Source organism: Dyella lipolytica (assembly GCF_030160075.1).
Taxonomy (GTDB): Bacteria; Pseudomonadota; Gammaproteobacteria; order Xanthomonadales; family Rhodanobacteraceae; genus Dyella_B; species Dyella_B lipolytica.
In genome coordinates this window covers 1,724,417-1,750,552 of sequence record NZ_BSNQ01000003.1, presented here as the reverse complement: position 1 = coordinate 1,750,552, position 26,136 = coordinate 1,724,417, and the positions used below count along the sequence as shown (strand labels likewise).

General features: G+C 61.3%; 26 protein-coding genes. 13 read left to right on the top strand and 13 right to left on the bottom strand.

All coding sequences use genetic code 11. From position 1 onward, the window contains the following. Positions 1 to 84 precede the first annotated feature (84 nt). The 12 genes from QQL64_RS09300 (at position 85) to QQL64_RS09245 (ending at position 12,719) form a co-directional block, all read left to right on the top strand. The gene (locus QQL64_RS09300) at positions 85 to 645 is read left to right on the top strand and encodes a glycine zipper 2TM domain-containing protein (RefSeq protein WP_284399724.1); all 561 of its coding nucleotides are present in this window, start codon (positions 85 to 87) and stop codon (positions 643 to 645) included. Between the two features lie 304 nt (positions 646 to 949). Further along, on the top strand, positions 950 to 1,957 hold the full coding sequence (locus QQL64_RS09295; protein ID WP_284398506.1) for an N-acetylornithine carbamoyltransferase: 1,008 nt from the start codon (positions 950 to 952) through the stop codon (positions 1,955 to 1,957). 22 nt (positions 1,958 to 1,979) lie between these two features. Beyond that, positions 1,980 to 2,612 carry an FMN-binding negative transcriptional regulator gene (locus tag QQL64_RS09290; RefSeq protein WP_284398504.1) on the top strand — a complete coding sequence of 211 codons (633 nt, stop codon included), beginning with the start codon at positions 1,980 to 1,982 and terminating at the stop codon, positions 2,610 to 2,612. Continuing rightward, on the top strand, positions 2,602 to 3,078 hold the full coding sequence (locus QQL64_RS09285; RefSeq protein ID WP_284398502.1) for an OsmC family protein: 477 nt from the start codon (positions 2,602 to 2,604) through the stop codon (positions 3,076 to 3,078). Before QQL64_RS09290 ends, QQL64_RS09285 begins: the two co-directional genes overlap by 11 nt. 41 nt (positions 3,079 to 3,119) lie before the next feature. Continuing rightward, a complete protein-coding gene (locus tag QQL64_RS09280) occupies positions 3,120 to 4,316 on the top strand; it encodes an argininosuccinate synthase (RefSeq protein WP_284399721.1) in 1,197 nt (398 codons plus the stop codon). After that, positions 4,313 to 5,413: an acetylornithine deacetylase gene (locus QQL64_RS09275; protein WP_284398499.1), complete on the top strand. Its 1,101-nt coding sequence runs from the start codon at positions 4,313 to 4,315 to the stop codon at positions 5,411 to 5,413. Before QQL64_RS09280 ends, QQL64_RS09275 begins: the two co-directional genes overlap by 4 nt. Before the next feature lie 37 nt (positions 5,414 to 5,450). Then, positions 5,451 to 6,716, top strand: coding sequence for an acetylglutamate kinase (locus QQL64_RS09270; RefSeq protein ID WP_404601027.1), 1,266 nt, complete (start codon positions 5,451 to 5,453; stop codon positions 6,714 to 6,716). Positions 6,717 to 6,722: 6 nt separating this feature from the next. After that, positions 6,723 to 7,676, top strand: coding sequence for an N-acetyl-gamma-glutamyl-phosphate reductase (gene argC, locus QQL64_RS09265; RefSeq protein WP_284399719.1), 954 nt, complete (start codon positions 6,723 to 6,725; stop codon positions 7,674 to 7,676). A gap of 39 nt (positions 7,677 to 7,715) precedes the next feature. Then, the gene (gene argH, locus QQL64_RS09260) at positions 7,716 to 9,020 is read left to right on the top strand and encodes an argininosuccinate lyase (RefSeq protein ID WP_284398497.1); all 1,305 of its coding nucleotides are present in this window, start codon (positions 7,716 to 7,718) and stop codon (positions 9,018 to 9,020) included. Next, entirely contained in the window at positions 9,017 to 10,189 is a 1,173-nt protein-coding gene (gene proB / locus QQL64_RS09255) for a glutamate 5-kinase (RefSeq protein WP_284398496.1), read from the top strand. Before argH ends, proB begins: the two co-directional genes overlap by 4 nt. Beyond that, entirely contained in the window at positions 10,186 to 11,442 is a 1,257-nt protein-coding gene (locus tag QQL64_RS09250) for a glutamate-5-semialdehyde dehydrogenase (RefSeq protein WP_284398495.1), read from the top strand. Before proB ends, QQL64_RS09250 begins: the two co-directional genes overlap by 4 nt. Before the next feature lie 197 nt (positions 11,443 to 11,639). Further along, on the top strand, positions 11,640 to 12,719 hold the full coding sequence (locus QQL64_RS09245) for an acyltransferase family protein (protein WP_284398493.1): 1,080 nt from the start codon (positions 11,640 to 11,642) through the stop codon (positions 12,717 to 12,719). 18 nt (positions 12,720 to 12,737) lie between these two features. On the opposite strand, the gene kynU is transcribed toward QQL64_RS09245, so the two are convergent. The 6 genes from kynU to QQL64_RS09215 all read right to left on the bottom strand — a co-directional run bounded on the left by kynU (position 12,738) and on the right by QQL64_RS09215 (position 19,338). Beyond that, positions 12,738 to 14,027: a kynureninase gene (gene kynU / locus QQL64_RS09240; protein WP_284398490.1), complete on the bottom strand. Its 1,290-nt coding sequence runs from the start codon at positions 14,025 to 14,027 to the stop codon at positions 12,738 to 12,740. Between the two features lie 62 nt (positions 14,028 to 14,089). After that, the gene (locus QQL64_RS09235; protein ID WP_284398489.1) at positions 14,090 to 14,611 is read right to left on the bottom strand and encodes a hypothetical protein; all 522 of its coding nucleotides are present in this window, start codon (positions 14,609 to 14,611) and stop codon (positions 14,090 to 14,092) included. Beyond that, positions 14,608 to 15,642: an amidohydrolase family protein gene (locus tag QQL64_RS09230; protein WP_284398488.1), complete on the bottom strand. Its 1,035-nt coding sequence runs from the start codon at positions 15,640 to 15,642 to the stop codon at positions 14,608 to 14,610. Before QQL64_RS09230 ends, QQL64_RS09235 begins: the two co-directional genes overlap by 4 nt. A 79-nt stretch (positions 15,643 to 15,721) precedes the next feature. Beyond that, positions 15,722 to 17,827: an FUSC family protein gene (locus QQL64_RS09225; protein ID WP_284398487.1), complete on the bottom strand. Its 2,106-nt coding sequence runs from the start codon at positions 17,825 to 17,827 to the stop codon at positions 15,722 to 15,724. 120 nt (positions 17,828 to 17,947) lie between these two features. Beyond that, positions 17,948 to 18,511, bottom strand: a complete 564-nt coding sequence (gene efpL, locus QQL64_RS09220) for an elongation factor P-like protein EfpL (protein ID WP_284398486.1) — start codon at positions 18,509 to 18,511, stop codon at positions 17,948 to 17,950. A 59-nt stretch (positions 18,512 to 18,570) separates the two neighbouring features. Further along, complete coding sequence (locus QQL64_RS09215) at positions 18,571 to 19,338, bottom strand: SDR family NAD(P)-dependent oxidoreductase (RefSeq protein ID WP_284399717.1); 768 nt, start codon at positions 19,336 to 19,338, stop codon at positions 18,571 to 18,573. A gap of 252 nt (positions 19,339 to 19,590) precedes the next feature. On the opposite strand from QQL64_RS09215, the gene QQL64_RS09210 reads away from it, so the two are divergent. Further along, the gene (locus QQL64_RS09210; RefSeq protein WP_284398485.1) at positions 19,591 to 19,932 is read left to right on the top strand and encodes an RcnB family protein; all 342 of its coding nucleotides are present in this window, start codon (positions 19,591 to 19,593) and stop codon (positions 19,930 to 19,932) included. Positions 19,933 to 19,997: 65 nt separating this feature from the next. On the opposite strand, the gene QQL64_RS09205 is transcribed toward QQL64_RS09210, so the two are convergent. The 7 genes from QQL64_RS09205 to QQL64_RS09175 all read right to left on the bottom strand — a co-directional run bounded on the left by QQL64_RS09205 (position 19,998) and on the right by QQL64_RS09175 (position 26,072). Then, on the bottom strand, positions 19,998 to 20,573 hold the full coding sequence (locus tag QQL64_RS09205) for a GNAT family N-acetyltransferase (RefSeq protein WP_284398484.1): 576 nt from the start codon (positions 20,571 to 20,573) through the stop codon (positions 19,998 to 20,000). Then, positions 20,570 to 21,163, bottom strand: a complete 594-nt coding sequence (locus QQL64_RS09200) for a YdeI/OmpD-associated family protein (RefSeq protein ID WP_284398482.1) — start codon at positions 21,161 to 21,163, stop codon at positions 20,570 to 20,572. The genes QQL64_RS09205 and QQL64_RS09200 overlap by 4 nt, the downstream gene beginning before the upstream one ends. Before the next feature lie 12 nt (positions 21,164 to 21,175). Further along, positions 21,176 to 21,661 carry a GNAT family N-acetyltransferase gene (locus QQL64_RS09195; RefSeq protein ID WP_284398481.1) on the bottom strand — a complete coding sequence of 162 codons (486 nt, stop codon included), beginning with the start codon at positions 21,659 to 21,661 and terminating at the stop codon, positions 21,176 to 21,178. Between the two features lie 67 nt (positions 21,662 to 21,728). Further along, on the bottom strand, positions 21,729 to 22,625 hold the full coding sequence (locus QQL64_RS09190; protein WP_284398479.1) for a hydroxymethylglutaryl-CoA lyase: 897 nt from the start codon (positions 22,623 to 22,625) through the stop codon (positions 21,729 to 21,731). Between the two features lie 27 nt (positions 22,626 to 22,652). Continuing rightward, positions 22,653 to 24,650 (bottom strand): acetyl/propionyl/methylcrotonyl-CoA carboxylase subunit alpha, encoded by a 1,998-nt coding sequence (locus QQL64_RS09185; protein ID WP_284398478.1) that lies wholly within the window; start codon positions 24,648 to 24,650, stop codon positions 22,653 to 22,655. A gap of 100 nt (positions 24,651 to 24,750) precedes the next feature. After that, positions 24,751 to 25,260 (bottom strand): cupin domain-containing protein, encoded by a 510-nt coding sequence (locus QQL64_RS09180; RefSeq protein ID WP_284398476.1) that lies wholly within the window; start codon positions 25,258 to 25,260, stop codon positions 24,751 to 24,753. Between the two features lie 17 nt (positions 25,261 to 25,277). Beyond that, on the bottom strand, positions 25,278 to 26,072 hold the full coding sequence (locus tag QQL64_RS09175) for an enoyl-CoA hydratase-related protein (protein WP_284398474.1): 795 nt from the start codon (positions 26,070 to 26,072) through the stop codon (positions 25,278 to 25,280). Positions 26,073 to 26,136 lie beyond the last annotated feature (64 nt).

Below are 26,136 nucleotides of genomic sequence, written 5' to 3'. Positions count from 1 at the left end.
ATTCAGCGTGCGTTTGCTGCAATCCCACTATGCGCAAATGGCGCTTTTCATGCCCCCTTGTGGAGGTTATCTGTGAACAGAAAGATGCTGTTGGTTCCCCTGCTTGCACTCGCCGTGGTATCCACCGGCGTGATGGCGCAGGACGGCGGTTATGGTTATCCGCCGCCACCGCCCCAGGGAGCCGGTGCGCCTCCGCCGGGTGCTGACAATGCGCACTATGCCTGGGCCGATGTGTTGCGTGTGGACCCGGTCTACGGAGTGGCGCGTACCGCAACGCCAACGCAGCAGTGCTATGACCAGCAGGTGGTCCAGCAGACACCCAGCAACAAGGGCATCGGCACGGTGCTGGGCGCCGTCGTTGGCGGCGTGCTCGGCAGCACCATCGGCCATGGCCGTGGCAACACGGCCGCCACCGTGGGTGGCGCCGTGGTCGGTGGCGCGGTCGGCAACTCGGTGGCCAGCGGGGGTAGCTCCACGGTTTCCAACCAGACCGTCTGCCAACCGGGGACCCAGGTCAGTGAGCAGCGCCAGATCATCGGCTACGATGTCGAGTATCGCTATCACGGCGATGTCTATATGTCGCGTCTGAGTTACGACCCCGGCGAGCGTCTGCGCGTGCGGGTGAGCGTTTCGCCGGCGGACTGAACCGTCGAACGTGCCTTCCAAAGGCGACCGTTGCCCTAGGCACGGTCGCCTTTAATTTTTTGTTGCACGGCAACGAAGATCCAGTCATGATTAAAGTTCAACCACCCGGAAGCCCCATGTCCGCAGCCGTCTATACCGCTACCGTGCTTACCAGCGCCCGCATGGCCGCTGGCATGACATCGCGTGCGCGTCGACCGCTGGACCGACATTCGGCCGGGTAGGCTGTCGCCACGTTGCATGTGTATACGACGACTAAACCCGGCCTTTGCGCCGGGTTTTTTGCTTTTTCGGACTGGAGTCAACGATGTCGCTTCGTCACTTTCTCACCACGCAGGATTACAGTCGCGCCGACATCGACGCGTTGCTGGAACAGGCCACTGCGTTCAAGCGCTCGCCGCGCGGTCAGCAGCTTGCTGGCAAGTCGGTGGCGTTACTGTTCTTCAATCCGTCGATGCGTACGCGCACGAGTTTCGAGCTTGGCGCGTTTCATCTGGGTGGCCACGCCATCGTGCTCTCGCCCGGCAAGGATGCATGGCCGATCGAATTCCGCCCGAACGTCGTGATGGACGGCGAGGCGGAAGAACACATCGCCGAGGTCGCGCGTGTATTGAGCCGCTACGTGGATCTCATCGCAGTGCGTGCCTTTCCGAAGTTCCAGGACTGGTCGGTTGACCGCGAAGACGCCGTGATCAAGGCGTTCGCCCAACATGCCACGGTGCCGGTGATCAACATGGAAACGATCACTCACCCGTGCCAGGAGCTGGCGCACGCGCTGGCGCTGAAAGAACGGTTCGGGGATCTCACCGGCCGCAAGTACGTGCTTACCTGGACCTACCATCCCAAGCCGCTGAACACAGCGGTAGCCAATTCGGCTTTGCTGATCGCCACCAAGATGGGCATGGACGTTACGTTGTTGTGCCCAACACCCGACTATGTGCTGGACGAACGCTACATGGCGTTCGGCGCGCAGAACGCTAAGGAAAACGGCGGCTCGCTCAAGGTCAGCCACAACATCGAGGAAGCCTATCGCGGCGCCGATGTGGTCTATGCGAAGAGCTGGGGCGCGTTACCGTTCTTCGGTCATTGGGAGAACGAAAAGCCGATCCGCGACGCACACAAGCATTTCATCGTCGACGAGGCGAAGATGGCGCTGACCAACAATGGCGTTTTCAGCCACTGCCTGCCGTTGCGCCGGAACATCAAGGCAACCGATGCGGTGATGGATTCACCCGCTTGCATCGCCATCGATGAAGCCGAAAACCGCCTGCATGTGCAGAAGGCGGTGATGGCCTCACTCATCGCACAGCGATAAGCGATAGAGGTACGGACACGCCATGTACTTGCCTGGATCTTTTCACGAAACCCGCGTCGACGTGCTGCACGCACTGATTCGCGATTACCCGTTTGGCACCATCGTCATGCGTGGCGCCGAGGAGTTGGTTGCCAATCATCTGCCGTTCGAGCTGATCAGCGACAAGTTGCTGCATGGCCATGTCGCGCGTGGCAACGAGCTAGCGAAGGCGGATGGCGCGCAAGTGCTGGTCATCTTCCAGGCTGCCGACGGCTACATCAGTCCCAACTGGTATCCGAGTAAACATGAGACAGGCCGTGAAGTGCCGACCTGGAACTACGCCGTCGTACACGTGCACGGCCGCCTGCGTGTCACGGACGACAAAGTGTGGTTGCGCCAGTTGCTCGAAAGACTGACCGAACGCCATGAAGCCGACCAGCCGAAACCCTGGCATGTCAGCGATGCGCCGGAGGATCACATTGAAAAAATGCTGCGCGCCATCGTCGGCATCGAGATCTCGATCGACCGCATCGAGGGCAAGTTCAAGCTGAGCCAGAATCATCCCGATGCCAATCGCGCAGGCGTTCTGCAAGGGCTGAACGCGCGCGCGGGCCGGCGCGACAGCGAGCTGGCGGATTTGATGCAACAAGCCGAGGAGCGTCGCGATGGGACATAAGCAGCATCAGTATCCGGTCGAAGTGGTATGGACCGGCAATCACGGCAACGGCACGAAAACGTACCAGGGTTACGGACGCGAGCACGAAGTGCACGTTGTCGGCAAACCCGTCATCGCCGGTTCGTCGGATGCCGCCTTCCGTGGCGATGGAACGCGGCACAATCCGGAAGACATGCTGGTTGCCGCGCTATCCAGCTGTCACATGCTCTGGTACCTGCATTTGGCGGCTGTCGCCGGTGTCGTTGTCACTGCGTACGTCGACACGGCCATAGGCACGCTGGTGGAACGCACAGACGATGGTCGCTTTACCGACGTCGTGCTACGCCCACGGGTGACGATCACGGCCGAGAGCGACCCTGTTCGTGCCGCGAGTGTGCACGAGGATGCCCATCACGCCTGCTTCATCGCCAACTCCGTCAATTTTCCGGTGCGCTGCGAACCGCGCATTGTCATCGAATCTGTGTAAACCCCTTTCTCTTATTAATTAGTAACCCTTTTGGACGACGCATCATGAGCAAAGATATCGTTCTCGCCTTTTCCGGTGGCCTCGACACGAGTTTCTGCATCCCGTATCTGCAGCAACGCGGTTGGGCTGTGCACACTGTGTTCGCCGATACCGGCGGCGTCGACGCCGACGAGCGTGCCTATATCGAAGCGCGCGCCAAAGAGCTGAAGGCGGCCAGCCACGTCACCGTCGATGGCGGTCCGGCGATCTGGAATGGCTTTGTGAAACCATTCGTATGGGCAGGCGAGGGTTATCAGGGCCAGTATCCGCTGCTGGTTTCCGACCGTTACCTGATCGTGGATGCCGCGCTGAAGCGCTGCGCGCAGCTGGGCACCAAGGCGATCGCACATGGCTGCACCGGCATGGGCAATGACCAGGTGCGTTTCGACCTCGCGGTGAAAGCGCAGGGCGATTACGAGATCGTGGCGCCGATCCGCGAAATCCAGAAAGAACACACCGAGGTGCGCGCTTACGAGCAGAAGTATCTCGAGGACCTCGGCTTCGGCGTGCGCGCCAAGCAGAAGGCCTACACCATCAACGAAAACTTGCTCGGTCTGACCATGTCCGGCGGCGAGATCGATCGTTGGCAGGCGCCGGGCGAAGGCGCCGTAGGCTGGTGCAAGCCGCGTGCCGAATGGCCATCCAAATCGCTTCGCCTGAAGATCAGTTTCGTCGATGGCGAAGCCGTTGCGCTGGATGGCGAAAAGATCGACGGCCATAAGATGCTGGCCAAACTCAACAACCTTCTGGCGCAGTACGGCGTGGGTCGCGGCATCTACACCGGTGACACCACCATCGGCCTGAAGGGACGTATCATTTTCGAAGCGCCAGGCCTCACTGCGCTGCTCGTCGCGCATCGTGCGCTCGAAGAGGCTGTACTCACCAAACAACAGAACCGCTTCAAGCCCGAGGTGGCGCGCAAGTGGGTGGAGTTGGTTTATGAAGGTTTCTTCCACGACCCGCTGAAGACCGATCTGGAGGCCTTCCTGGCGTCGAGCCAATCGCAAGTCAACGGCGACGTGATGCTGGAGACGTCGGGTGGCATCGTCAATGCCGTTGCGATCGAGTCCAAGCACATCCTCAACGCCAAGGGCGCGACTTATGCGCAGGCCGCCGACTGGGGTGTGGCCGAAGCGGAAGGCTTTATCAAACTGTTCGGCATGAGCAGCACCTTGTGGGCCGAGGTCAACCGAGGATGAGCATGCTGCTCGAAGCGACGTTGACGCATCTGAAAGCGCTGGTCGGCTACGACACACGCAATCCGCCGCGTGCGATCGGCACCGGCGGTATCTTCGACTATCTGCGCGAACAGCTTCCCGGCTTCGACGTGACGGTTACCGATCACGGCGCGGGCGCTGTGACGCTCTACGCCGTGCGCGGTAAGCCGAAGTACCTGTTCAACGTGCACCTGGATACGGTGCCCGATTCGCCGCACTGGACGACCGATCCGCACACGCTGCAGGTCATGAACGATCGCGCTATCGGTCTCGGTGCCTGCGATATCAAGGGTGCCGCGGCTGCCTTAGTTGCGGTAGCGAATGCGAGCGAAGGCGATATGGCCTTGTTGCTGACTACCGACGAGGAAGCCAACGATCCGCGCTGCATCGCTGCCTTTCTGCGCGAAGGTCATCCGTACGATGCCGTCATCGTCGCCGAGCCCACCCGCGGAGAGGCCGTGCTCGCGCATCGCGGCATCCATTCCGTGCAGATGAGTTTTGCGGGGCAGGCCGGTCATGCATCGGGTGAACAACGTCCCAGCGACAGCGCCTTACACCAGACGGTGCGCTGGGGTACAGCGGCGCTCGATTACGTCGAACGCCAGGCGCACGAGCGTTTCGGTGGCCTTACTGGGTTGCGTTTCAACATCGGCCGTGTCGAGGGTGGCATCAAGGCCAACATGATCGCGCCGACCGCCGATGTGCGATTCGGTTTTCGTCCGCTGCCGAGCATGGATCCAGACCGGTTGCTGGAGACCTTCCGCAGTTTGGTGGAGCCGCAACCAGTGACCTATACCGAGCTTTTCCGCGGTGTATCGCTGCCGGCTGGCGATATCGCCACGGCAGAAGCGCGACGCCTTGCGGCACGCGATATCGCCGACGAGCTGGGCATATCGGTGGGAAACGCGGTGAATTTCTGGACCGAGGCCGCGCTGTTTTCAGCGGGCGGTTATATCTCGTTCGTATATGGGCCGGGCGATATCGCCCAGGCACACACCGCCGACGAATGGGTCGCGCTCGACCAATTGCAGACGTATGCCGCAACCATCTACGAGATCGTGAACCGTGGAATCGCATAAAAACACTCGCCAGACCATTGTGCGCCTGCTCTCCGCCATGGGCAGCGCCAAGGAAATCCAGCAGTACCTCAAGCGCTTTTCGCAGCAGGATGCCAAGCGCTTCGCCGTAGTCAAAGTCGGCGGTGCGGTGCTGCGCGATGAACTGAATGACCTGACGTCGTCGCTGACCTTTCTGCAGCAAGTGGGCCTCACGCCGATCGTTCTCCATGGTGCAGGTCCACAGCTCGACGAAGAACTCCAGGCTGCCGGCATCACCAAGCAAACCGTCAACGGCTTGCGCGTGACATCGCCCAAGGCGCTGGGCATCGTACGCCGTGTTTTCCAGCAACAGAATTTGCGTCTGGTCGAAGCCCTGCAGGCGATGGATACGCGCGCTACGTCAGTGCCATCGGGCGTGTTCATGTCCAATTATCTGGATAAGGACGTCTACGGCATGGTAGGCAAGGTCGACAGCATCAACCTGGCGCCGATCGAGGCCAGCTTGCGCGCCGGCTCCATACCGGTGATCGCCAGCCTGGGCGAGACGGATGAAGGTCAGTTCCTCAACATCAACGCCGACTTCGCCGCCAACGAGCTGGTGCGCATGCTGCAGCCCTACAAGATCGTGTTTCTTACCGGCACCGGTGGGTTGCTTGACGATCAGGGTCGCATCATCGACTCGATCAATCTCAGCACGGAGTACGATCACCTGATGTCGCAGCCGTGGATCAACGGCGGCATGCGCGTGAAGATCGAACAGATCGCGGACTTGCTGCAAAGCCTGCCGCTGACGTCCTCGGTATCGATCACTCGCCCGGCGGAACTGGCGAAAGAATTGTTCACGCACAAGGGTTCGGGCACGCTGGTGCGTCGTGGCGAGAAAGTCTTCCGTTTCGAAAGCTGGGAAGGTGTGGATCGCGCGCGCATGCGCACGCTGATCGAATCGAGTTTCGGCCGCAAGGTGGTCGATGACTACTTCGAGCGCACCACGCCTTACAGAATCTACGTCAGCGAAAACTATCGCGCGGCGATGATTCTTACCGACCAGGACGGCCTGATTTATTTGGACAAGTTTGCCGTGCTCGACGACGCGCAAGGCGAAGGTCTGGGCCGCGCGGTATGGCTGGTGATGCGCGAGGAAAATCCGCGCCTGTTCTGGCGCTCGCGTCATGGCAACCAGATCAATCATTTCTATTACGCCGAATCGGACGGTTGCTACAAGCAGGAACGCTGGAAAGTGTTCTGGTATGGCTTGGACGACTTCGAAACGATTGCGCGCTGTGTCGACCACTGCGCTGTGCGGCAACCGACCCTGGTGGACTGAATCGTGATGACAGCATCGAAGAAACGCATTGGCATCGTCGGCGCACGCGGGCATACCGGCGCGGAATTGATTCGACTGGTTGCCGCCCATCCGGCGCTTGAGTTGACTTATGTCTCCTCCCGCGAGCTGGACGGACAGCGGGTCGATGCGCATGTCGCCGAATACCATGGCGACCTGTGCTACAGCTCGCCGGCGCACGAAGCATTGCCGGGCCTGGATGCTGACGTTGTCGTGCTGGCTTTGCCGAATGGCAAGGCGTCGCTCTGCGTCGAGGCGTTCAATGCTGCAGGAAAAGATCCGGTTATCGTGGATCTCTCCGCGGACTACCGTTTCGACAATCAATGGTATTACGGTCTACCGGAACTCACTCGCGGCAAGTGGCGCGGCGAGAAACGCATCAGCAATCCCGGCTGCTATGCCACGGCCATCCAGCTGTCCGTCGCACCGCTCAAGGATGTGCTGGCCGCGCCGCCGGTGTGTTTTGGCGTCTCAGGCTATTCGGGCGCCGGCACGACACCTTCGGATAAGAACAATCCGGAGAAACTGCGTGACAACCTGATGCCGTATGCGCTGACCGGGCACATGCATGAAAAGGAAGCCAGCCGGCATCTCGGCATCCCGGTGGAATTCATGCCGCATGTCGCGCCGCACTTCCGTGGTCTGACTGTTACCACCAATCTTTATCTTGCGCGCTCGCTTAAACGCGACGAGGTGCAGGCACGCTTCCAGCATGCTTATGGCAGCGAGAAGCTGGTGCACGTGCTGGATGAGGCGCCGTGGGTGAGCCAGATCGCGGGCAAGCATCATGCCGAGATCGGTGGTTTCGCGATGTCAACCGATGGCAAGCGTGTCGTCGTCGTAGCCACCTTGGACAACCTGCTCAAGGGTGCTGCCACGCAGGCCATGCAGAACATCAATCGCGCCATTGGCGTGGACGAATACGCATCGATACCGGTCTGACCGAAAAATGTTGAGTTGCGCATACAAGAGACAGAATCCATGAGCGATCTTCTTTGGCAAAAAGCCGGCGTCGAAACCAACGCCAAAATCATGAAGTTCCTGGCAGGCGACGATGTACTGCTTGATCGCGAATTCTTTCTGCATGACATTACCGCCAGCAAGGCGCATGTCGAAGGATTGGCTCATATCGGCGTCGTCAGCGCACAAGAGATGCAGGATCTCAAGCGCGAACTGGACGCGCTGGCGGAGGATTTTAGTGCGGGCCGCTTCGTGCTGGATGAGCGCTACGAAGACGGCCATTCGGCCATCGAGGCGCGATTGACCGAGCGTCTCGGCGATGCGGGCCGTCGCGTGCATACCGGTCGCAGCCGCAACGACCAGATCCTGGTGGCAACACGCTTGTGGCTGAAGGACAAGCTCTCTGTCCTGGAAACGGATTGCCGTTCGATTGCCGAAGTATGCCTGGAACGTGCTGCGCAATCGGCACTTCCGTTGCCGGGCTACACCCATCTTCAGCGCGCTGTGGTTTCGTCTACGGCGATGTGGTTTGCTGGCTTTGCCGAGGGATTTGTCGACAACGCCTGGCGCGCCCGGCAAACCGCGGCATGGATAGACGCCAATCCACTGGGTACCGCGGCCGGCTATGGTGTCAACCTGCCACTCGACCGTGCGCACACCACACAAGCGCTCGGTTTTGCGCGCATGCAGATTTCGCCAATCTATGCGCAACTCTCGCGCGGCAAGTTCGAGATGGCAGTCATGGAAGCGCTGGGCAGCGCCATGCTGGATGCCCGTCGCCTGGCCTGGGATCTGTCGTTGTTCACCACCGCGGAATTCAATTTCGTGACGCTTCCGTCGGAATACACCACGGGCAGTTCGATCATGCCCAACAAGCGCAACCCGGACGTCGTGGAACTGGTGCGTGCGTCGTATGCCACGGTAGCTGCCTCGCGCTGCGAAATCGAACAGCTACTGTCGTTGCCATCCGGCTATCAGCGCGATCTGCAGTTCTCCAAAGGCTCGTTGTTTCACGGCGTCACCCATGGACTCGCTGCACTCGAACTGCTGCCGGATCTGCTCGCGCGCATGCAATGGAACGAAGCAGCCATGCGTGCCGCGATTGAGCCAGCGATGTATGCCACTGATGTGGCGATCGAACAGGCAGCGGCAGGCGTACCGTTCCGCGAAGCCTATCGTGCCGCGGCGCAGGCAGCGACTGAAGCCGGGCAAGGGCGTACCCCTGAATCAAGTCTGGCGGCGCGTACGTCCGCCGGTGCCGGCAACGACTTGCGATTGGATGCGCTGAAGTTACGCCTTGCCGAGATGAAACCCAGCATCCGATGACGGTATCGACGCACCTGCTACCCACTTGCGCGTTGCCAGCCTGGCGACGTGCGGTACTTAAAGTCGGCAGTAACCTGCTAGCCGCTGATGGTGGCGGATTGACTACGCGCTACGCACAGGCGTTGTCGGCGTTTATGGTGGCCAGCCATGCTGCGGGTCGCCAGATAGTGCTGGTTTCCTCCGGCGCGGTGGCCGCTGGTCGTGCGCTGATGCGCGAACATGCAGCGGTCAGCGGCGATCTCGTCGCGAGGCAGGCATTGGCGGCGCTCGGTCAGGCACCCATGATTGCGTTGTGGCAAGGGCTATCCGATCGACCGGTGGCGCAGGTGCTGCTCACCCACGACGACCTGCGCAATCGCCGGCGTTATCTCAACGCTCGTGCCACGTTGCGAGAATTGCTCGCATTGCGGGTGCTGCCGGTGGTGAATGAAAACGATACCGTAGCGGTGGATGAACTCAAGCTCGGCGACAACGACAATCTTGCCGCCATCGTCGCCGCCTTAGTGGATGCGGACCTTCTGCTGATCGCCTCTGACGTGGATGCGCTTTACAGTGCCGACCCGCGTCGCGACCCAACCGCCGTACCTGTCGGCCACGTGCCACAGTTGACGCCGGAGGTGATCGCGATGGCTACCGACAGCGGTACCGGCGTCGGCACGGGCGGCATGCGAACCAAACTGCAGGCTGCCGCCAAGGCGGCCGCTGCCGGGATTCCCACAGCGCTGTTCGGTGGACGCGGTGCGGCGACGGTTAAGGCGCTAGAGCAAGGCACTTTGCACGGCACCCTCATCGATGTCGCTGGCAATCGGATGCAGGCCCGCAAATATTGGTTGCATCATGCGCCGGGCGGCAACGGACATATCCGTGTCGATGCAGGCGCGGCGCGTGCGCTCCTCGGCGGTCGCGCGTCGCTGTTGCCCGGCGGTATTCTTGAGGTGGCAGGCGAGTTTCATCGCGGCGATCTGGTCGATATCGTCGACGCGGACGATCGGGCCATCGCACGCGGTCTGTGTCAGTACGGCGCATCGGAAGTACGTCGCCTGGCCGGGCACCATAGCCGCGACATCGAGTCATTGCTCGGCTACAGCTACGGCGCCGAGATCGTGCACCGCGATGATCTGGCCACCCGCACCGACCCTGAGACAACGCAAGGAGGGCTGGAAGCATGAGCGAGATTCGCAGCTTGGCGCTGGCGTGCCGCGACGCGGCACAGACGATGTTTGCGCTCGACAGCGAGGCCAAGCGCAGTCTGCTGCACGATATGGCGGCTGCGCTGGAAGCAAACAGCGACGCTATCCTTGCCGCGAACGCGCGCGATTTGCAGCAGGCGTCTGCCAAGGGTGTACAGGGAGCGATGCTGGACCGTCTGCGTCTGGACCAGGCACGCGTGGCAAGTATCGCCAGTGCCGTACGTGAGATTGCTGCACTTCCCGACCCCGTCGGTCTGGTCACGCGCCGGGAAACGCGTCCGAACGGTCTGGAAGTCGAGCGTGTGCGTATACCGCTCGGTGTCATCGCCATGATTTACGAAGCGCGCCCCAACGTCACAGCCGATGCCGCGGCGCTGTGCCTGATGGCTGGCAACGCGGTGATCCTTCGCGGTGGTTCGGAAGCACTGCACTCGAATGTGGCCATCGCCACGGTTCTGCGCGATGTGCTCGCAAGACACGACATTCCCGCCGCTGCGTTGACGCTGATCGAAGATCTGCGCCGTGAAACCATGATCGAGTTGCTGCAGCTGACCGACATCGTGGATCTTGCCATCCCGCGCGGTGGCGAAGGCCTGATCCGCTTTGTCGCCGAACATGCGCGCGTACCGGTGATCAAGCACTACAAGGGTGTTTGCCATCTGTACGTCGATGCGTCGGCGGATGAAGCGTTGGCGCTGAACCTGCTGGTCGATGGCAAGACATCACGGCCGGGTGTCTGCAATGCGCTGGAAACGCTGCTCATACATCGCGACATCGCCGAATCGTTCTTGCCGAACGCTGCGCGCGCGCTCGAGGAACGCGGTGTCGAACTGCGTGGATGCGAGCGGTCGCGCGCGCTGGTGCCCGGCATGCGTACAGCCAGCGATGAGGACTATGCCGCCGAATTTCTCGACCTCATCCTCGCTGTGCGCGTGATCGACGATCTCGGTGCAGCGATCGGACACATCCAGCGTTTCGGCTCCGACCATACCGAAGTCATCGTCACGCGCGACAATGCCGCCGCGCAACGTTTCGTGCAGGCGATCCGGTCGGCGGTCGTGATGGTCAACGCGTCATCGCGTTTTTCCGATGGAGGCGAACTCGGCCTAGGCGCGGAAATCGGCATATCGACCACGCGACTGCATGCCTACGGGCCGATGGGGGCGGAGGCATTGACCGTAGAGCGCTTTGTGGTGCGTGGTTCAGGACAAGTCAGGCATCCGCAGCACTGAAGCTGAGGATGTTTGCCGGATACAAGCCTTGCCGGTTGGTCATGGTCCGGGCTCAGTTTTCGGGCCTTTGTTTCGCGATCTACCTCGACAAGAGCTGAATTGGCGACGCGCAAAACTGGCGCTTTTGGCGGCGCAACTTGACTTGCGGCGCAAATTCCAACATCAAGAGATGGCATGTTCTAAGGGGATTTGACCAAATGTCATCCAGCGGTGCGACAAATAATTTTGATTTTATTCGGATCGCGGCGGCCACCATGGTCGTTTTCTCGCACCAATACGCGCTTATTTCCCAGCCGGAACCAAGACCTTTTGGATTGTTCACATTGGGGACTTTAGGTGTCCTCATATTTTTTTCAACGAGCGGTTATCTCGTGATGCAGAGTTGGGAACGAGATCCGCACGCATGGCGATTCATCGCCAGACGGTTGCTGCGTATATGGCCCGCGCTCGCCGTCGTTACGTTGTTCGCAGTGCTTTGCATAGGTCCGATTTTTACTACCCTAACGTTCCATGACTATTTCCGCGCCAAGGAAACATGGGGATATTTCTCGCACCTGTATCTACGGACAACCCCTAACTTGCCGGGACTTTTCGAAGGCAATCCCATACATGTCGTCAATGGTTCCTTATGGACCATCCCCATTGAAGCCCAATGGTACGGCTTGCTGCTGGCTGCGGGAATGTGTGGACTGTTGCGCCCTCGCTTTCGCTATTTCCTCTTGGCAATGGTCGCGTTATACGCTGCGTATATTTATTTGATATTCGATGTGCAGCATAACCCGCTCAGTGCGTTTCCGTTCCGCAAGTTCGGATGCGAATACGGAACGTTCTTTTGCTACGGGGCGGTTTTGCATTGCATGCGACATGCATGGGTCAACAGGGTCATGCTGACCTTCGGCTCTCTGCTACTACTTGCATGTCTCCTTGCGGTTTCAAACCATCAATACGCGGCGGTGTACGTATTGCTGCCTTTTATAGTGATCTGGTTGGGAAACAAATCTACGCCGGTACTAAAGCGTGCGGGTCGCTTTGGGGACTTTTCCTACGGCATTTATGTTTATGCGTTCCTGATGCAGCAGCTAGTGGTCTCGGTGATGGGCATCTACCGACCGTATCTGCTGGTCTTGTTGATCTCGTCAGCGGGTACGATGATTTGCGCCGTATTGTCGTGGCACTTGGTAGAGCGACCCTCACTTGCGCTCAAGCGTTACTTGCCCAAACAGTCACTAGTCGACGAACGACTTACGCGGGTAACCACTCCCAGTGCTACGGGATAGTTGGGCTGAACCGATAAGTTACGCGCGGGTTTGGCTCGCATGCCATTTCTTGGTTGCTTCCGAAAAAGCCAGGCAGTCCGCAAAACGGTTATAAAGCGGCGCAGGCGAAATGCGGATCACATCCGGCTCGCGCCAGTCGCCGATGATGCCGTGCTCGGTGAGATACTCGAACAGTGTACGCCCTTGCGTGCGGCCACCCAGCACGCGTATGGAAAGTTGCGAGCCGCGGCGCTCGGTTTCCATCGGCGTGACGATGTCGAGCACATCGTGAAGCTGGCTGCGCACCAGCCATTCCAGGTACCCAGTGAGTTGCTGCGATTTTTCGCGCAAGCGCGACATGCCGGCGCGATGGAAGATTTCCAGCGAAACGCGTAGCGGCACCAGCGCCAGGATCGGCGGATTGGAAAGCTGCCAGCCATCAGCGCCGGGCGTGGGCACGAAGTCGGGGCCCATCTGGAATCGCGTGGTCTTGTCGTGCCCCCACCAACCGGCGAAACGCGGCAAAGCGGCGCGTGCGTGGCGTGCATGCACGAAGGCACCGCCAACCGCGCCCGGGCCACCGTTGAGATATTTGTAGCTGCACCAAATGGCGAAATCGGCGCCGCTGTCGTGCAGGCGCAAGGGCAGGTTGCCGACAGCGTGGGCAAGGTCGAAACCCATCATGCAGCCATGCTTGTGTGCGAGCTCGGTAATGGCCTTCAGATCGAACGCCTGGCCGGTGCGATACTGCACACCCGGCAACATGACCAGCGCAATGCGCGAGCCGTGCTCAGCCAGCGCGCGTTCGATTGCGGCCATCGAAATAGTGCCGTTGGGCTCGTCTGCTTCCAGTTCGATCAGGGACAGTTTGGGACTGAAACCGTGGTAGCGGATCTGCGATTCCACCGCATAGCGATCGGTGGGGAACGCACCGGCCTCGATCAGGATGGCGTGACGGTCGGGGGTCGGGCAGTAGAAGCTCACCATCATCAAGTGAAGGTTCACGCCCAACGTATTCATCGCTACGACTTCATCGGGCTGCGCACCGACTACTTCGGCGAGGTGGTCGCGCACGAATTCGTGGTAATCCATCCACGGCAGGCGGCCTTTGAAGTGGCCTTCCACACCCAGTTCGCCCCAGTAATTCAACTCCGCATTCACTGCCTCGCGCACGGCGCGCGGCTGCAGACCCAGTGAGTTGCCGCAGAAGTAGTGGCTTTCGCCATGCTCGTGCGGTGGGATCAGAAATTCGTCGCGAAAGGCGCGCAGCGGATCGGCGGCGTCGCGGGCGTGGGCCCAGGCGGCGGTGGCTTCGTATGGTGCGGACATTGAGGCATCCCAGCGGGAAACGAGGCAACGTCGCGCCACGGTAAAACCGAGGCGCGATCAGTTTATGTGTTCAGCGTGGCAGCAAGGTTGCTGCAACCTTTATCGAAGGACATGGCCCAGGCCTGCCCGGCTTGGCTCGACGACGGACGTGCGCAGCGCAGCTGGATAGCGTGACCACCGCGGAACCAGTAACGCTCGACGTAGGTGTACGGCGTGCCGCTCTCGCTGGCGGTATAGACAAAGCTGTTCTCATCGCCCGACTTGCTGCTGCCCGGCGTGTAATTCTTCAGATTCTTGGCTTTGGCGACCGCGCCGCCGACGTAGTCGTTGAAATCCTGCAGATTGGCCATCTGCTTCACCGTCACGCTGACGCGCGCCAGCGTATCGTTCGCGCTCGGCGACGGATCGGGAACTTGGAATACGCGCACTTCCGGATCGCCATCGATCTGCATGATCCCGACCCAGTTGGGCGGCGTGCTGAAGTGCACGTTGCCCGACGCCATGCTGACGTCGTCGGCTTGGGCCACGGCGATGCTGGCCAGTGCCAGCACGGCGGTCACCATCATGTAGCGCCTGAAATTCATGCGTGCTCCTGAGAATGTATATCGGAAATAAAGCGCTGGCGCGGCAATCCCAGCCATTCCAGCGCGGTGCCGTGAAACAGGCGGGCGCGGTCCGGGCCGTCCAGCTTCAGCGACTCGATGCCGCTGCCAGGCTCCTGCTCCCCCAGCGGGAAAGGATAGTCGGTACCGAGCATCACGCGGTCGACACCGGTCACATCCAGCAGATATCGCAGGGCCTGGGGATCGTGTACGCAGGAGTCGAAGTACAGACGCTTGAGGTATTCACGCGGGTTGCGCGGATTGTCGGTGGCGACCAGGTCCGGGCGCATGCGGAAGCCGTGCTCGATGCGGCCGATGGTCCACGGGAAACTGCCACCACCGTGCGCCAGCATCACGCGCAGCTTCGGCAGCCGCTCCAGCACCCCACCGAAGGCCAGGCAGCAGGCGGCGCGCGATTGTTCGGCCGGCATACCCACCAGCCAGGGCATCCAGTATTTGGGCATGGTGGCTGCGCCCATCATGTCCCACGGGTGCACCATCACCGCTGCACCCAGGTCGGCGGCAGCCTCGAAGAACGGGAACAGCTCGGGCGCGTCCAGGTTCCATTCGTTGCAGTGCGAACCGATCTGCACGCCGCACAGTCCCAGTTCGTCGATGCAGCGTTCCAGTTCGCGGATGGCCAGCTCCGGCGACTGCAGCGGCACGGTGCCGATGCCGGCATAGTGCTTGGGAAAATCGCGGCAGACCTGGCCCATGTGATCGTTGAGATGCCGATGCAAATCCAGCGCCTGATAGCCCGGCGCCCAATACGAAAAAAGCACGGGCACGGTGGAGATCACCTGCACGTCCACGCCAAATCGTGCGTAGTCGTTGATGCGGTGCTGCGGGTCGAAGGAGGAGTCCCACACCTCACGAAAGAACTTGCCGTCCTTGTAGATACGGTGCCTGTCGTCGGTATGCGTCATCACCGGAAAGGCGTCGTTGCCGTATTTGGCGGCTAGATTCGGCCAATCGCGGGGAAGGATATGGGCGTGGGTATCGATCTTGAGCATCGGCCCATTGTATCGCGTACCCGGATCGCGGGCCTTGATCAATTAAGGCTGGTGCTGTCTACGCCTCGATTTGCGTTAATCAGGGATGAACCCGCCGGTCGCCGTATGCCGTTGCCGACTCCTGTGGGCCGCGCCCCACCACATGCGACAGGGTATTGATGTTGTCGACCAGGCGGTCGCTGATGCGCGCGAGCTGCTCCGCCCGGGTCCGGTCGTCGGCCATGGCAAGCAAGGCGGACAAGCTGCGCTGCAACTGGCGCAATTCCGGCACAGTCTGCGGCACCTGGTTATCGCGCAGCGCGCCCGCCAGTACGTGCAGCTGAGACGCGGCACGGTCGATGAACTGGGTGACTTCCGTCTGCTCCGGCAAGCTGTCGCAGTCATGCAGCAGAGCCTCCAGCGTCATGGCGGTGCGTGCGAGACGATTGCCATTGAGGAATAGCGCATTGGCCAATTCCAGCAAGGTCAGCGGTGTAGCCGGCTCGGCTTGCATGCGATCGAGCGATGCTTGCGCGTTGGTGCGCGCGGTGCGGGCGGTGGTACGTGCTTCGCGATGGGTTTCGCGCCGATCCGGTCTGGCCAGTGCATGCAAATAGTTCGCGTAGGCATCGAGCATGTCCGACAAGGCGGCTCGTGCGCGTGCGCGTTCCCAGGTCGGCCATGCCACGTAGGCAAGCAAGGCCATGCCGCTGCCCAGCGCGGTGTTGATCACGCGATCCATCACTGCCGCGCCGGAATTCACGCCCTCGAACGAAAGCAGGATTACCACGGTACCCGTCAACGCTGCGACCGCGATGCCATAGTGCGCGGTGGCCAGGTAACGGAACATCATGCAGAGCACCGCCATCAGCGCCAGATGCGTCCACGGATCGTGCGGCGTGATGTGCAGCAGGGCCGTGGTCAGCACCAAGCCGAGAATCGTGCCCACCACGCGCAGCAGGCCGAAGTTGAACGTGGCCGCGAAGTCGGGGCGCAGTACGATGGCCGCCGTCATCGGCAGCCAGTAGCCATGCGGCAGTTGCCACACGCGCGACACGAGCAAGGCAAGGCTAAGACACACCGCACAGCGCATCGCATGGCGAAACGCGACCGAGTGCAAGGTGAGATTGGCGCGCAACGCGGCGATCGCCGAGCTGCCGCGCAATGCCCTGGGCAAACGCGTTTCAGCGGCCGCGGCGCGTTGTTCGCCGCGCGTGCCGGCCCAGTTTGCGTTGCGCACCGCAGCGGCCAACTGACCGGAGAGTGCATGGATGTGCGCGGCGACGCTATCGGTGCGCGCGTTGCCTTCCAGTAGTGCGCGTTCGCTGGCCTGAAGTGTTTGCAGTGCGCGCTCGGCACGTTCGGGCGAGTCCCCGGTATCCAATGCATCGGCGATGGCGGCGAGCACGCGCTCTGCATCGCTGCGGAACATCGCATGGATACCAGCCGCCGCATGCATGTGGGACATCGCTACCAGTTCCAGCCGGACACGCTCGGCCAGCTCCAGCAACACGGCAAACGCTTCCATGGCACGCCCTCGTGCATGATGGCGTCCGAGCAGCGTTTGCTGGAGCGTGGTCATCGCTTCGGTGAGCGCGGGCACATCGGCATCGTCTTGCGCGTGTTGTTTTGCGAGCGCGGCGAGGCCGCGATATACGGTCGCCAAGGCGTGGCGCTCCGGCCCGTAGCGCTGCAGCGGCCATGCGGCGACCGAGAACAGCGCCAGCAGCAAACCGCCGGCGAAGATCAGCGACGCGCCTATCAAGGCGGGTTCGAGTGTCGTTGGCGTGGCCGCCGTGATCACCAGCAGGATCATGCTGGTCATGCCCACACGCGCGATGTCGGTGCCGAACACGACCAGCAGGCCGCCCACAAAGCCGAATGCCGTCGTGGCCAGGAGGATCGGCACCAAATCGCCACCGATCAGGAAGCCACATAGCGAAGCGAGTCCCGCCGCCAGCGAGGCCAGAAAAAGCTGCCACAAACGTTGGCGATACGGACCTGGCTGATCGGAGAACATCGTATCCAACGCACCCGCGCCGATCGCGAGCCCGGCTTCCGCGTGGCCGGTCGCCATGCCGATGCCTAATGGCAACACCACAGCTGCGGTATTACGCAAGACCACGGACAGCGGCACGTCCGGCCGCTTGGTCGTGGTCAGGCTTTGCAGCACGCTAGCGCGCAGCGAATAGGGTCGGGTGGACATGGTGGGCAAGGAGGCCGGGGGTAGCGTGATTCTGCATCACCGGCGCAGCCGCTGTCCTTACTCCGGAAAACGAAAACGGCGCCGCAGGAACGGCGCCGTCCGTGTCAGAGCGGAAAAGAATCAGGCGCGGCCGGCAAATTCGCCAGTCAGCGTATTCACCCACACCTTTTCGTCATTGGTGATGTATTCAGGCACCTGGATTTCGATACCGGTTTGCAGCTTGGCCGGCTTGGTGCGCTTGGTGGCGCTGGCACCTTTCAGTTCCGGTGCGGTATCGACGACGGTCAGTATCACGCTGGTCGGCACCTGCAAGCCCACCGGCGCATCGTCGATCACCTGTACGTAGTAGCCTTCCACGCTTTCGACGATGTAGCCGGCGTTGTCGCCGATCAGCACTGCGTCGAGTATGTACTGCGTGTAGTCCTCGGCGTCCATGAACACGTAGGCGTCGCCGTCCATGTACGAGAAATTCGCCGCGCGTCGTACCAGATCCATTTCCTTGAGTTCGTCATCGGCGCGCAGGCTCAGGTCGAACTTGCGTCCGCCCGGAATCGAATACAGCGTAAAGCGGAACGTGACGTTGCCGCCGCGCGCCGTCGGCGAGCTGCGTTCGATGTCGCGTACCTGGTAGACGATGCCTTCGTGTTCGACCACGTTGCCTTTCTTGACGTCGGAAGCTTTCATGAATGAGGACCAGAGATTAGTGAATTTGGAATCAGGACGGGAAGGGCAGCCTTTCCGCTTTATTTCGGTTGCAAGCGAACCGCGCCATCCAAGCGGATCGTCTCGCCGTTGATATAGCGATTGCCGAGGATAAAGGCCACGGTGGTCGCGAATTCGTCCGGCTTGCCCAGGCGCGAAGGGAAGGGGATCGATGCCGACAACGATTCCTGCACTTGCGGCGGCATGCCATCGACCATCGGCGTCCAGAAAATGCCCGGTGCGATCGTCGCCACGCGAATACCGAAGCGCGATAGCTCGCGGGCCATCGGCAAGGTCATGCCCACCACGCCGCCCTTGGACGCCGAATAGGCGGCTTGGCCGATCTGCCCTTCGAAGGCGGCCACGCTGGCCGTGTTGATGATCACGCCGCGCTCGCCGTCTTCACCGGCTTCGTTGCTCTGCATCAGGGCCGCGCCGGCCTTGGCCACGTTGAAGCTGCCGACCAGGTTCACCATCACGGTCGAGGCAAAGATGCCTAGCGCCATGGGGCCTTCCTTGCCCAGCATGCGGCCGGCGCCCAGGATGCCCGCGCAGTTCACCACCACGTTCAGGCCGCCGAGCGCGTCGCGGGCAGCCGTTACATTGGCCGATACGCCTTCTTCGGAGGTGACATCGGTGCGGAAAAAGCGCGCACTGCCGCCCAGTGTCTTGGCCGCTTCCTGACCCTTTTCCTCGTTGACGTCGAACAGCGCCACCTGGCCGCCGTTGGCCACCAGGTGTTGAGCCACTGCGTGGCCGAGACCGGAAGCACCGCCGGTGATGATCGCCTTGACCTGATTGAGCTGCATGGTAATGACCTGGAAACTAAAAACCGACATGGTAGCGCAGAGGCTCCCGGACTGAGACCGCGCCTGAATAGGAAAGGCCTTTGCTACGGAATATTCACGCAGCATTCGTGAGGCTGACGCAATCTTGTCGTTCGCATCACGGCCATGGCTTTGAGGCGGCGCCAAGCTGATCAATGGATTACGGCACCGGCCACAAGGAGGGTGGGCCCATGCGATTCCCAGGCAGTTCTGCCATTAAATGAGGAGTACGTCATGAAGAAACAGCTAGGAATGATCGCCGTCTGCGGCGCTCTATTGGTCTCGTCGCAATTCGCATTGGCCCAGGGTTATCGCCCCGGGCCGCCGGGTCCACAGCCCGGACCGAGCCGCTATCACGGCATGTACGACCAAGGCCGGCATGAAGGCTGGTACAAGCGAGGCGGGTACGTTCCCCGGACCTATCGCAGTAGCCGCTATGTGGTCAACGACTGGCGTCGTTATCGGCTGAGGCCGCCGCCGCGTGGGTATCAGTACATTCGCAGCGACAACGGTGACTTCCTGCTGGCGGCCATCACCACCGGTGCGATCATGAGCATCATCGCCGCCAATCACTAAGGGTTGGTCGTTCCAAAGATCTTGCGGCCGGATGCATCGAAGCATGCATCCGGCCGCAAGCGTTTTCACCGACCCGTTTGCTGCAGCAGCTTTTGCAAGGCCGCCGATTCGAGCAGCGATGAAAAGGAAGGCAGGGGGACCGGAGGATTCGCAGGTTCCTGCAATTCCTTCTGCCAAACACCGACGTCCCACCACTGACCGAGCTTGTAACCGGCCTTGCGCCATAGGCCAGCGGACGTGAAACCCATCGCTTCATGCAAGGCAACACTCACCTCGCCGGGCATCGTGATGACGCCCACGGCCTGGTTGATGCCCTGCAATCGCATCGCCTCAAGCAGCACGCCATAGAGCGTACGCGCGATACCGCGACGTCGCGCATCGGCGTGCACATAGATGGAGGTCTCGGCAATCCAGTCGTAGGCGGCCCGTTCACGAAAACGAGTCGCGTAGGCGTAGGCAAGCACCTCGCCGTGCTCTTCCCACACCAGCCAGGGATAGTGCTGCAAACGGGTGAGGATGCGCTGGCGCATCGCCTCGATACCGGGAAGCTCAGTCTCGAAGGTGATCGCACTATCGGTGATGGCTGGAACGTAGATCGCGTGGACAGCAGCAGCGTCGTTGGCGTGGGCGATGCGGATCATTTCATGTATTTCCAGTTGCGTTGCTTGCCTTCGGCTAGCCATTCCAGCGCTGTGGTGATGCGCTTTTGCCGCGTGGCATCGGTCTTGGCCTCAGTGATCCAGTCTACGTATTCCCGTTGCGCGCTCGGACTGAAGCTCTCGTAGGTGTCGCGTGCTGCGGCATGCTTCGTCAGCAGTGCGGCGAAATCGGCCGGTGTTTTCGGTGGCGGCTTGCGCGCGGCCGTAGGGCGCTTCTTTTTTATACCGGCGTCGTTCAATGCCATGGCCTTGCGGATGTAGTCGGTCATGGCTTTCTTGTTCGGCAAATCCTTGATCGTGGTGATCTTGCCGAACTGGCCCATGCCTTCTTCGGCCTCTGCGCCCACTACTTCTTTTCGCTGCCAGAAACCGAAACCGCAGTGCTGCTTGAACGCGGCCATCGAACACATCATCGCGCCCTTGTAGCCGAAATGCGGAAAGCCCCATTTCAGACCTTCTTCCACCTCGGGACAGGCCGCGTGTACGACGGCGCGGATATGTTCGAGGATGGGTTGCGCAAAGTTGGCGGATTTCGCGATATAGGCATCGACGCGTGGATCGCGGTTGGCCATGACACATCCTCGCTATAGATCGCGGATAAAGAAACGGTCGCAGCTGAAGTGCCCGGTGCCGCCCATGGGCGCATCCAATGTCACGAATCCATGCTTCCGATACAGCGCTTGCGCTGCATCCATGCCGGTAAGGGTTTCAAGATAGCAGCGCTTGAATGCGAAGCCTCGCGCCGTGTCCAGGCAGCGTTGCATCATGCTCGCACCCGCGCCGATGCCACGCGCTTCGGGTAGAAAGTACATCTTGCGTAGTTCGCAGACATCGGTGGCACCCCCTTCCAGCGGCGCTACGCCGCCGCCGCCGATGATCGTGCCCGCGCGCTCCACTACAAAGTACGCGCTGCGCGGTCGCGTGTAGGAGGCGTGCATGTCATCGACTTCGGCATCGTGGATGGCGAAGCCGGGACCGTCGGCGCCGAATTCGGGCATGACGGTGCGAATGATGGCGGCTACCGCAGCGTTATCGCGCGGTTCGATGGGGCGGATAAGAAAGTCGCGCATGGAAACGAACTCAGCGGGGAAGCCGTCAGCGTAATTGGCCTGTGCGGTAACGCAACCGTGCCGATGGTCAGGCCGCCGTGCGCGCCCGTGTCACGCGACTGGCGGTCGGTTTGTTGAGCTGCGCGGCTAGCCATGCGCCGGTCGCCACCAGCAGATCCAGATTCACGCCGGTTTGCATGCCCATGCCGTGCAGCATGTACACCACGTCCTCGCTGGCGACGTTGCCGGTGGCACCCTTGGCGTAAGGGCAGCCACCGGTGCCGGATACCGCGCTATCGACCACGCGCACGCCTTCTTCCAGGCAGGTGAGGATATTGGCCAGCGCTTGGCCGTAGGTGTCGTGGAAGTGCACGGCCAAGGCGGGCATTGGCACTTCTTGCGCTACCGCGTGCAACATGGCGCGTGCCTTGGCCGGAGTGCCGACGCCGATGGTGTCGCCCAGCGAAATTTCGTAGCAACCCATTTCGTACAGGCGTTGCGCCACGCTGACCACATCGGCCACCGGCACGTCGCCCTGGTAAGGGCAGCCGAGAGCGGTGGAAACATAGCCGCGCACTTTTACGCCGTCGGCCCTGGCGAGCTCCATGATCGGCGCGAAGCGCACCAGCGAGTCGGCGATCGAGGCATTGATGTTCGTGCGGTTGAATGCTTCCGACGCGGCAGTAAACACGGATACTTCGGTCGCGCCGGCCGCACGCGCATGCCGGTAACCCTGTTCGTTCGGCACCAGTACGGGATAGCTCACGCCCGGCACCTTGCGAATGCTGCGAAACACTTCCTCGGCATCGGCCAGCTGCGGCACCCAGCGCGCGCTGACGAAGCTGGTGGCTTCGATGGTTTTCAGGCCGGTGGAGGAAAGTCGGTCGATCAACGCGATTTTTACATCGGCCGGCAGCAACGTCTTCTCGTTCTGCAGCCCGTCACGGGCGCCGACTTCGACGATGCGAACTTCAGAGGCGTTCATGCGAAGCTCCTGCTACCGGGCGGCAGTTCATGACTTGAAACGAACGAGCACGGCGTCTGCTTCCACGAACTCGCCCTGTGTTGCGCTAACACTCTCAATGGTACCTGTGCGCGGCGCCTTCAAGGCCAGCTCCATTTTCATCGCTTCCATCACCAGCAGTTCCTGACCTTCCTCGACGTTGTCGCCGACCTTGGCCTTCACCAGCACGATACGGCCGGGCATGGGCGCAATGATCTGATTACCGCCGCTACCTTGCTTGGATTCCCAAGCGAACGCCGCGGCGCGAACGAAGGCGTAGCGCTGGCCCTCGCTGTCATGCAGCGACACGCGTTGTGCGTCCGCGCTAACCGCAAGGTGAATTCCTTTGCTGTCGAAGCGAGCGCTGAGAGTCTTGCCGTCGTGGCGTGCGCCTTGCACATCGCAACGCGACTCGCCATGTTGTAACTGGTACTGACCGTCATGACCATGGGCCTCGATTTCATAACGCTGATCACGCAATGAAAGCGCAATGATGCGCTTACCCGCGTGGCCAATACGCCATGCATCGGCACGTGACCAGGGCGAGTAAGGATCGCCGCTGTTCATGGCACCTGTGGCCACCGCGGCTTCGTCGTGGAGCAAGGCGGCGGTGGCGGCGGCGAATAGCGCATGGTCAGAGGGTGCCGTGTCACCGGTAAGAAATTCGTCAAGATGACGATCCAGATAGCCGGTGTCGATGCGTCCTTCGACCACTACCGGATGCCGCGCCAGTCGTTCGAGGAAAGCGATATTGGATTTCGGTCCGACGATGTCGCATTCGGCCAGCGCTTCGCGCAGACGCTGTAACGCCTGGGTGCGGTCGATGTCGTACACGATCAGCTTGGCGATCATCGGGTCATAGAAGATCGTCACCGTGTCGCCTTCGACAACACCTCCATCAAGGCGCACGTTACGCGACGGTGCAGGCAGATGCAGCGTGCGCAACTTGCCGGAGCCCGGCAGGAAGTTCTGGTCCGGATCCTCCGCATACAAGCGCACTTCGATCGCATGTCCGCGCGCATGAACTTGATCTTGCCGCAACGGCAATGCCTCACCGGCCGCAATGCGCAATTGCCATTCCACCAGATCGAGGCCGAGCGTTTCCTCGGTGACAGGATGCTCTACCTGCAGGCGCGTGTTCATTTCCATGAAGAAGAACGTACCGTCCTGCGCCACGATAAATTCGACCGTACCAGCGCCGACGTAATTCACCGCCTTGGCGGCGGCCACCGCCGCTTCACCCATCGCCTGGCGACGGTCCGGCGTGAGGAAGGGCGAGGGTGTTTCTTCCAGCACCTTCTGATAGCGGCGCTGTGCCGAGCACTCGCGTTCGTTCAAATGAATGACGTTGCCATGCGTATCGCCGAACACCTGAAATTCGATATGCCGCGGATGTTCGACGTAACGCTCGAGAATGACGCGCGTATCGCCGAACGAACTGGCTGCCTCGCGCTGCGCCGAGGCCAGCGCATCGGCAAATTCCTTTTCGGCACGCACAATGCGCATGCCCTTGCCGCCGCCACCCGCTGCGGCCTTGATCATCAGCGGAAAGCCGGTCTTGCGCGCCTGTTCGGCGAGAAACGCCGTGTCCTGGTTGTCGCCGTGATAGCCAGGTACCAGCGGCACCTGGTGATGTTCCATCAGCGCCTTGGCCGCCGCCTTGGAACCCATCGCGTCGATGCTTTCCGGACGCGGGCCGATAAAAGCGATGCCGGCATCGTTGCATGCACGCGCAAAGCCGGTGTTCTCGGAAAGAAAACCGTAACCGGGATGAATCGCCTGCGCGCCGGATTGTTTTGCAACATCCAGAATCGCATCGCCACGCAAATACGAATCGGCTGGACGCGGGCCGCCGATCGGCCATGCCTCATCGGCCAGGCGCACATGCTGTGCATCCTTGTCCGCTTCCGAATACACCGCAATCGTGTGAATGCCCAGGCGGCGGCAAGTGCGGATCACGCGGCAGGCGATCTCGCCACGGTTGGCAATCAGTACGCGCTCGAACATGCGGAATCCTTGCGGGTGATGCGGGGCTGCAAAGCCGATAAAACTAGCAGATTTGCGTGTACTAGCCGATGCGCGGCGCAGCATGGCCGCGCATCGCCGATCATTCGCCGTCCCAGTAATCCAACGACTCCTCGGGCCGACCGATCACGCGCACCGGCATGGCATCCGTCGGATCGCCGAACGCGGCGGCGAGGTACTTGCCGGAATCGGGGTATTCGCAAATTTCTACTTCGGACTTGGTGCTGAGGGAAAGGTAGCGAAGTTCGACGTCGCCGGTATTGATGATCTGATGCGCGGTTTCCGGGCCGCCGGGCGGGCAGGCGATGACGTCGCCGGTGCGGATTGGATAACGCGCGTCGCCGTAGCGCAGTTCGCCGCTGCCTTCGAGGATGAAGAACATCTCCTCATCCGCGCGATGGCTGTGGAACGGACAGTAGCGTTTACCCGGTGCGACGGCGGTGAGGCGGTAACCCAGCTTGCGCGCGCCGATGCGGCTGGCGATCTCGCCCCAGCGCTTGTCGTAATGCTGTGCGGTGTCGCCTTTGGGAAGCCGTGCTGGGTCGCCGGTTTGGAGGACGACGTCGGCGATATTCAAGATGGGTTTGATCATGGCGAAAGTTTCCGCAGTCAGTTGTTGACGTTCCACATCGGCGCACGTTTGTCGAGAAATGCGCTCAGTCCTTCCTGCCCTTCTGCGGAAACACGCAGTCGCGCGATCAACGCCGCGTTGTCGCGATCGATGCGTTCGACAGACTCTTCTGTAAGACCATAGATGCCGAGCGCCAGTCGCTTTGCTTCGTGCTGCGCTGTTGGGCCGGCCTTGGAGAGCAGCTTGAGCATTTCGTGCACCGTGTCATCCAGATAATCGGCGGGTACGGCCTGGTGCAGCAGGCCGATCTGTTCGGCCATCTCGGCATCGAAGATTTCGCCGGTAAGGAACAGGCGCCGCGCGTTGCGCAGGCCGATGGCGGCGATCACATAGGGCGAGATCACGGCGGGCACTAAACCTAGCTTCACTTCGGTCAGGCCGAATTTGGCGGTGTCCACGCCGATGGCGATATCGCAGCAGGCGATCAGGCCGACACCGCCGCCATAGGCCGGGCCGTTGACGCGGGCGATGGTGGGTTTCGGCAAAAATTGAAGCGTGCGCATCAGGGCGGCAAGGCGCAGGGAGTCCTCGCGGTTTTCCGCCTCGCTGGCCTTGGCCATGCCGCGCATCCAGTTGAGGTCCGCACCGGCAGAGAAGCTGGCGCCGACGCCGGTCAGCACGACGACGCGTACCGCCGGATCGCTTCCGGCGGCCTGCAGGGCGGCGGTGAGGTCGGCGATCAGCTGGTCGTCGAAGGCGTTGTGCACCTTCGGACGGTTTAGGCGGAGTTCGCGGATGCCGGTATGGTCGGCGATCTGTACGGCTTGGCTCATGGGGGCGTCCTTGGCAGCAAACCGGGGCATCTTAACCATTGGTTGTTAAGGATAGTGGCCGGGC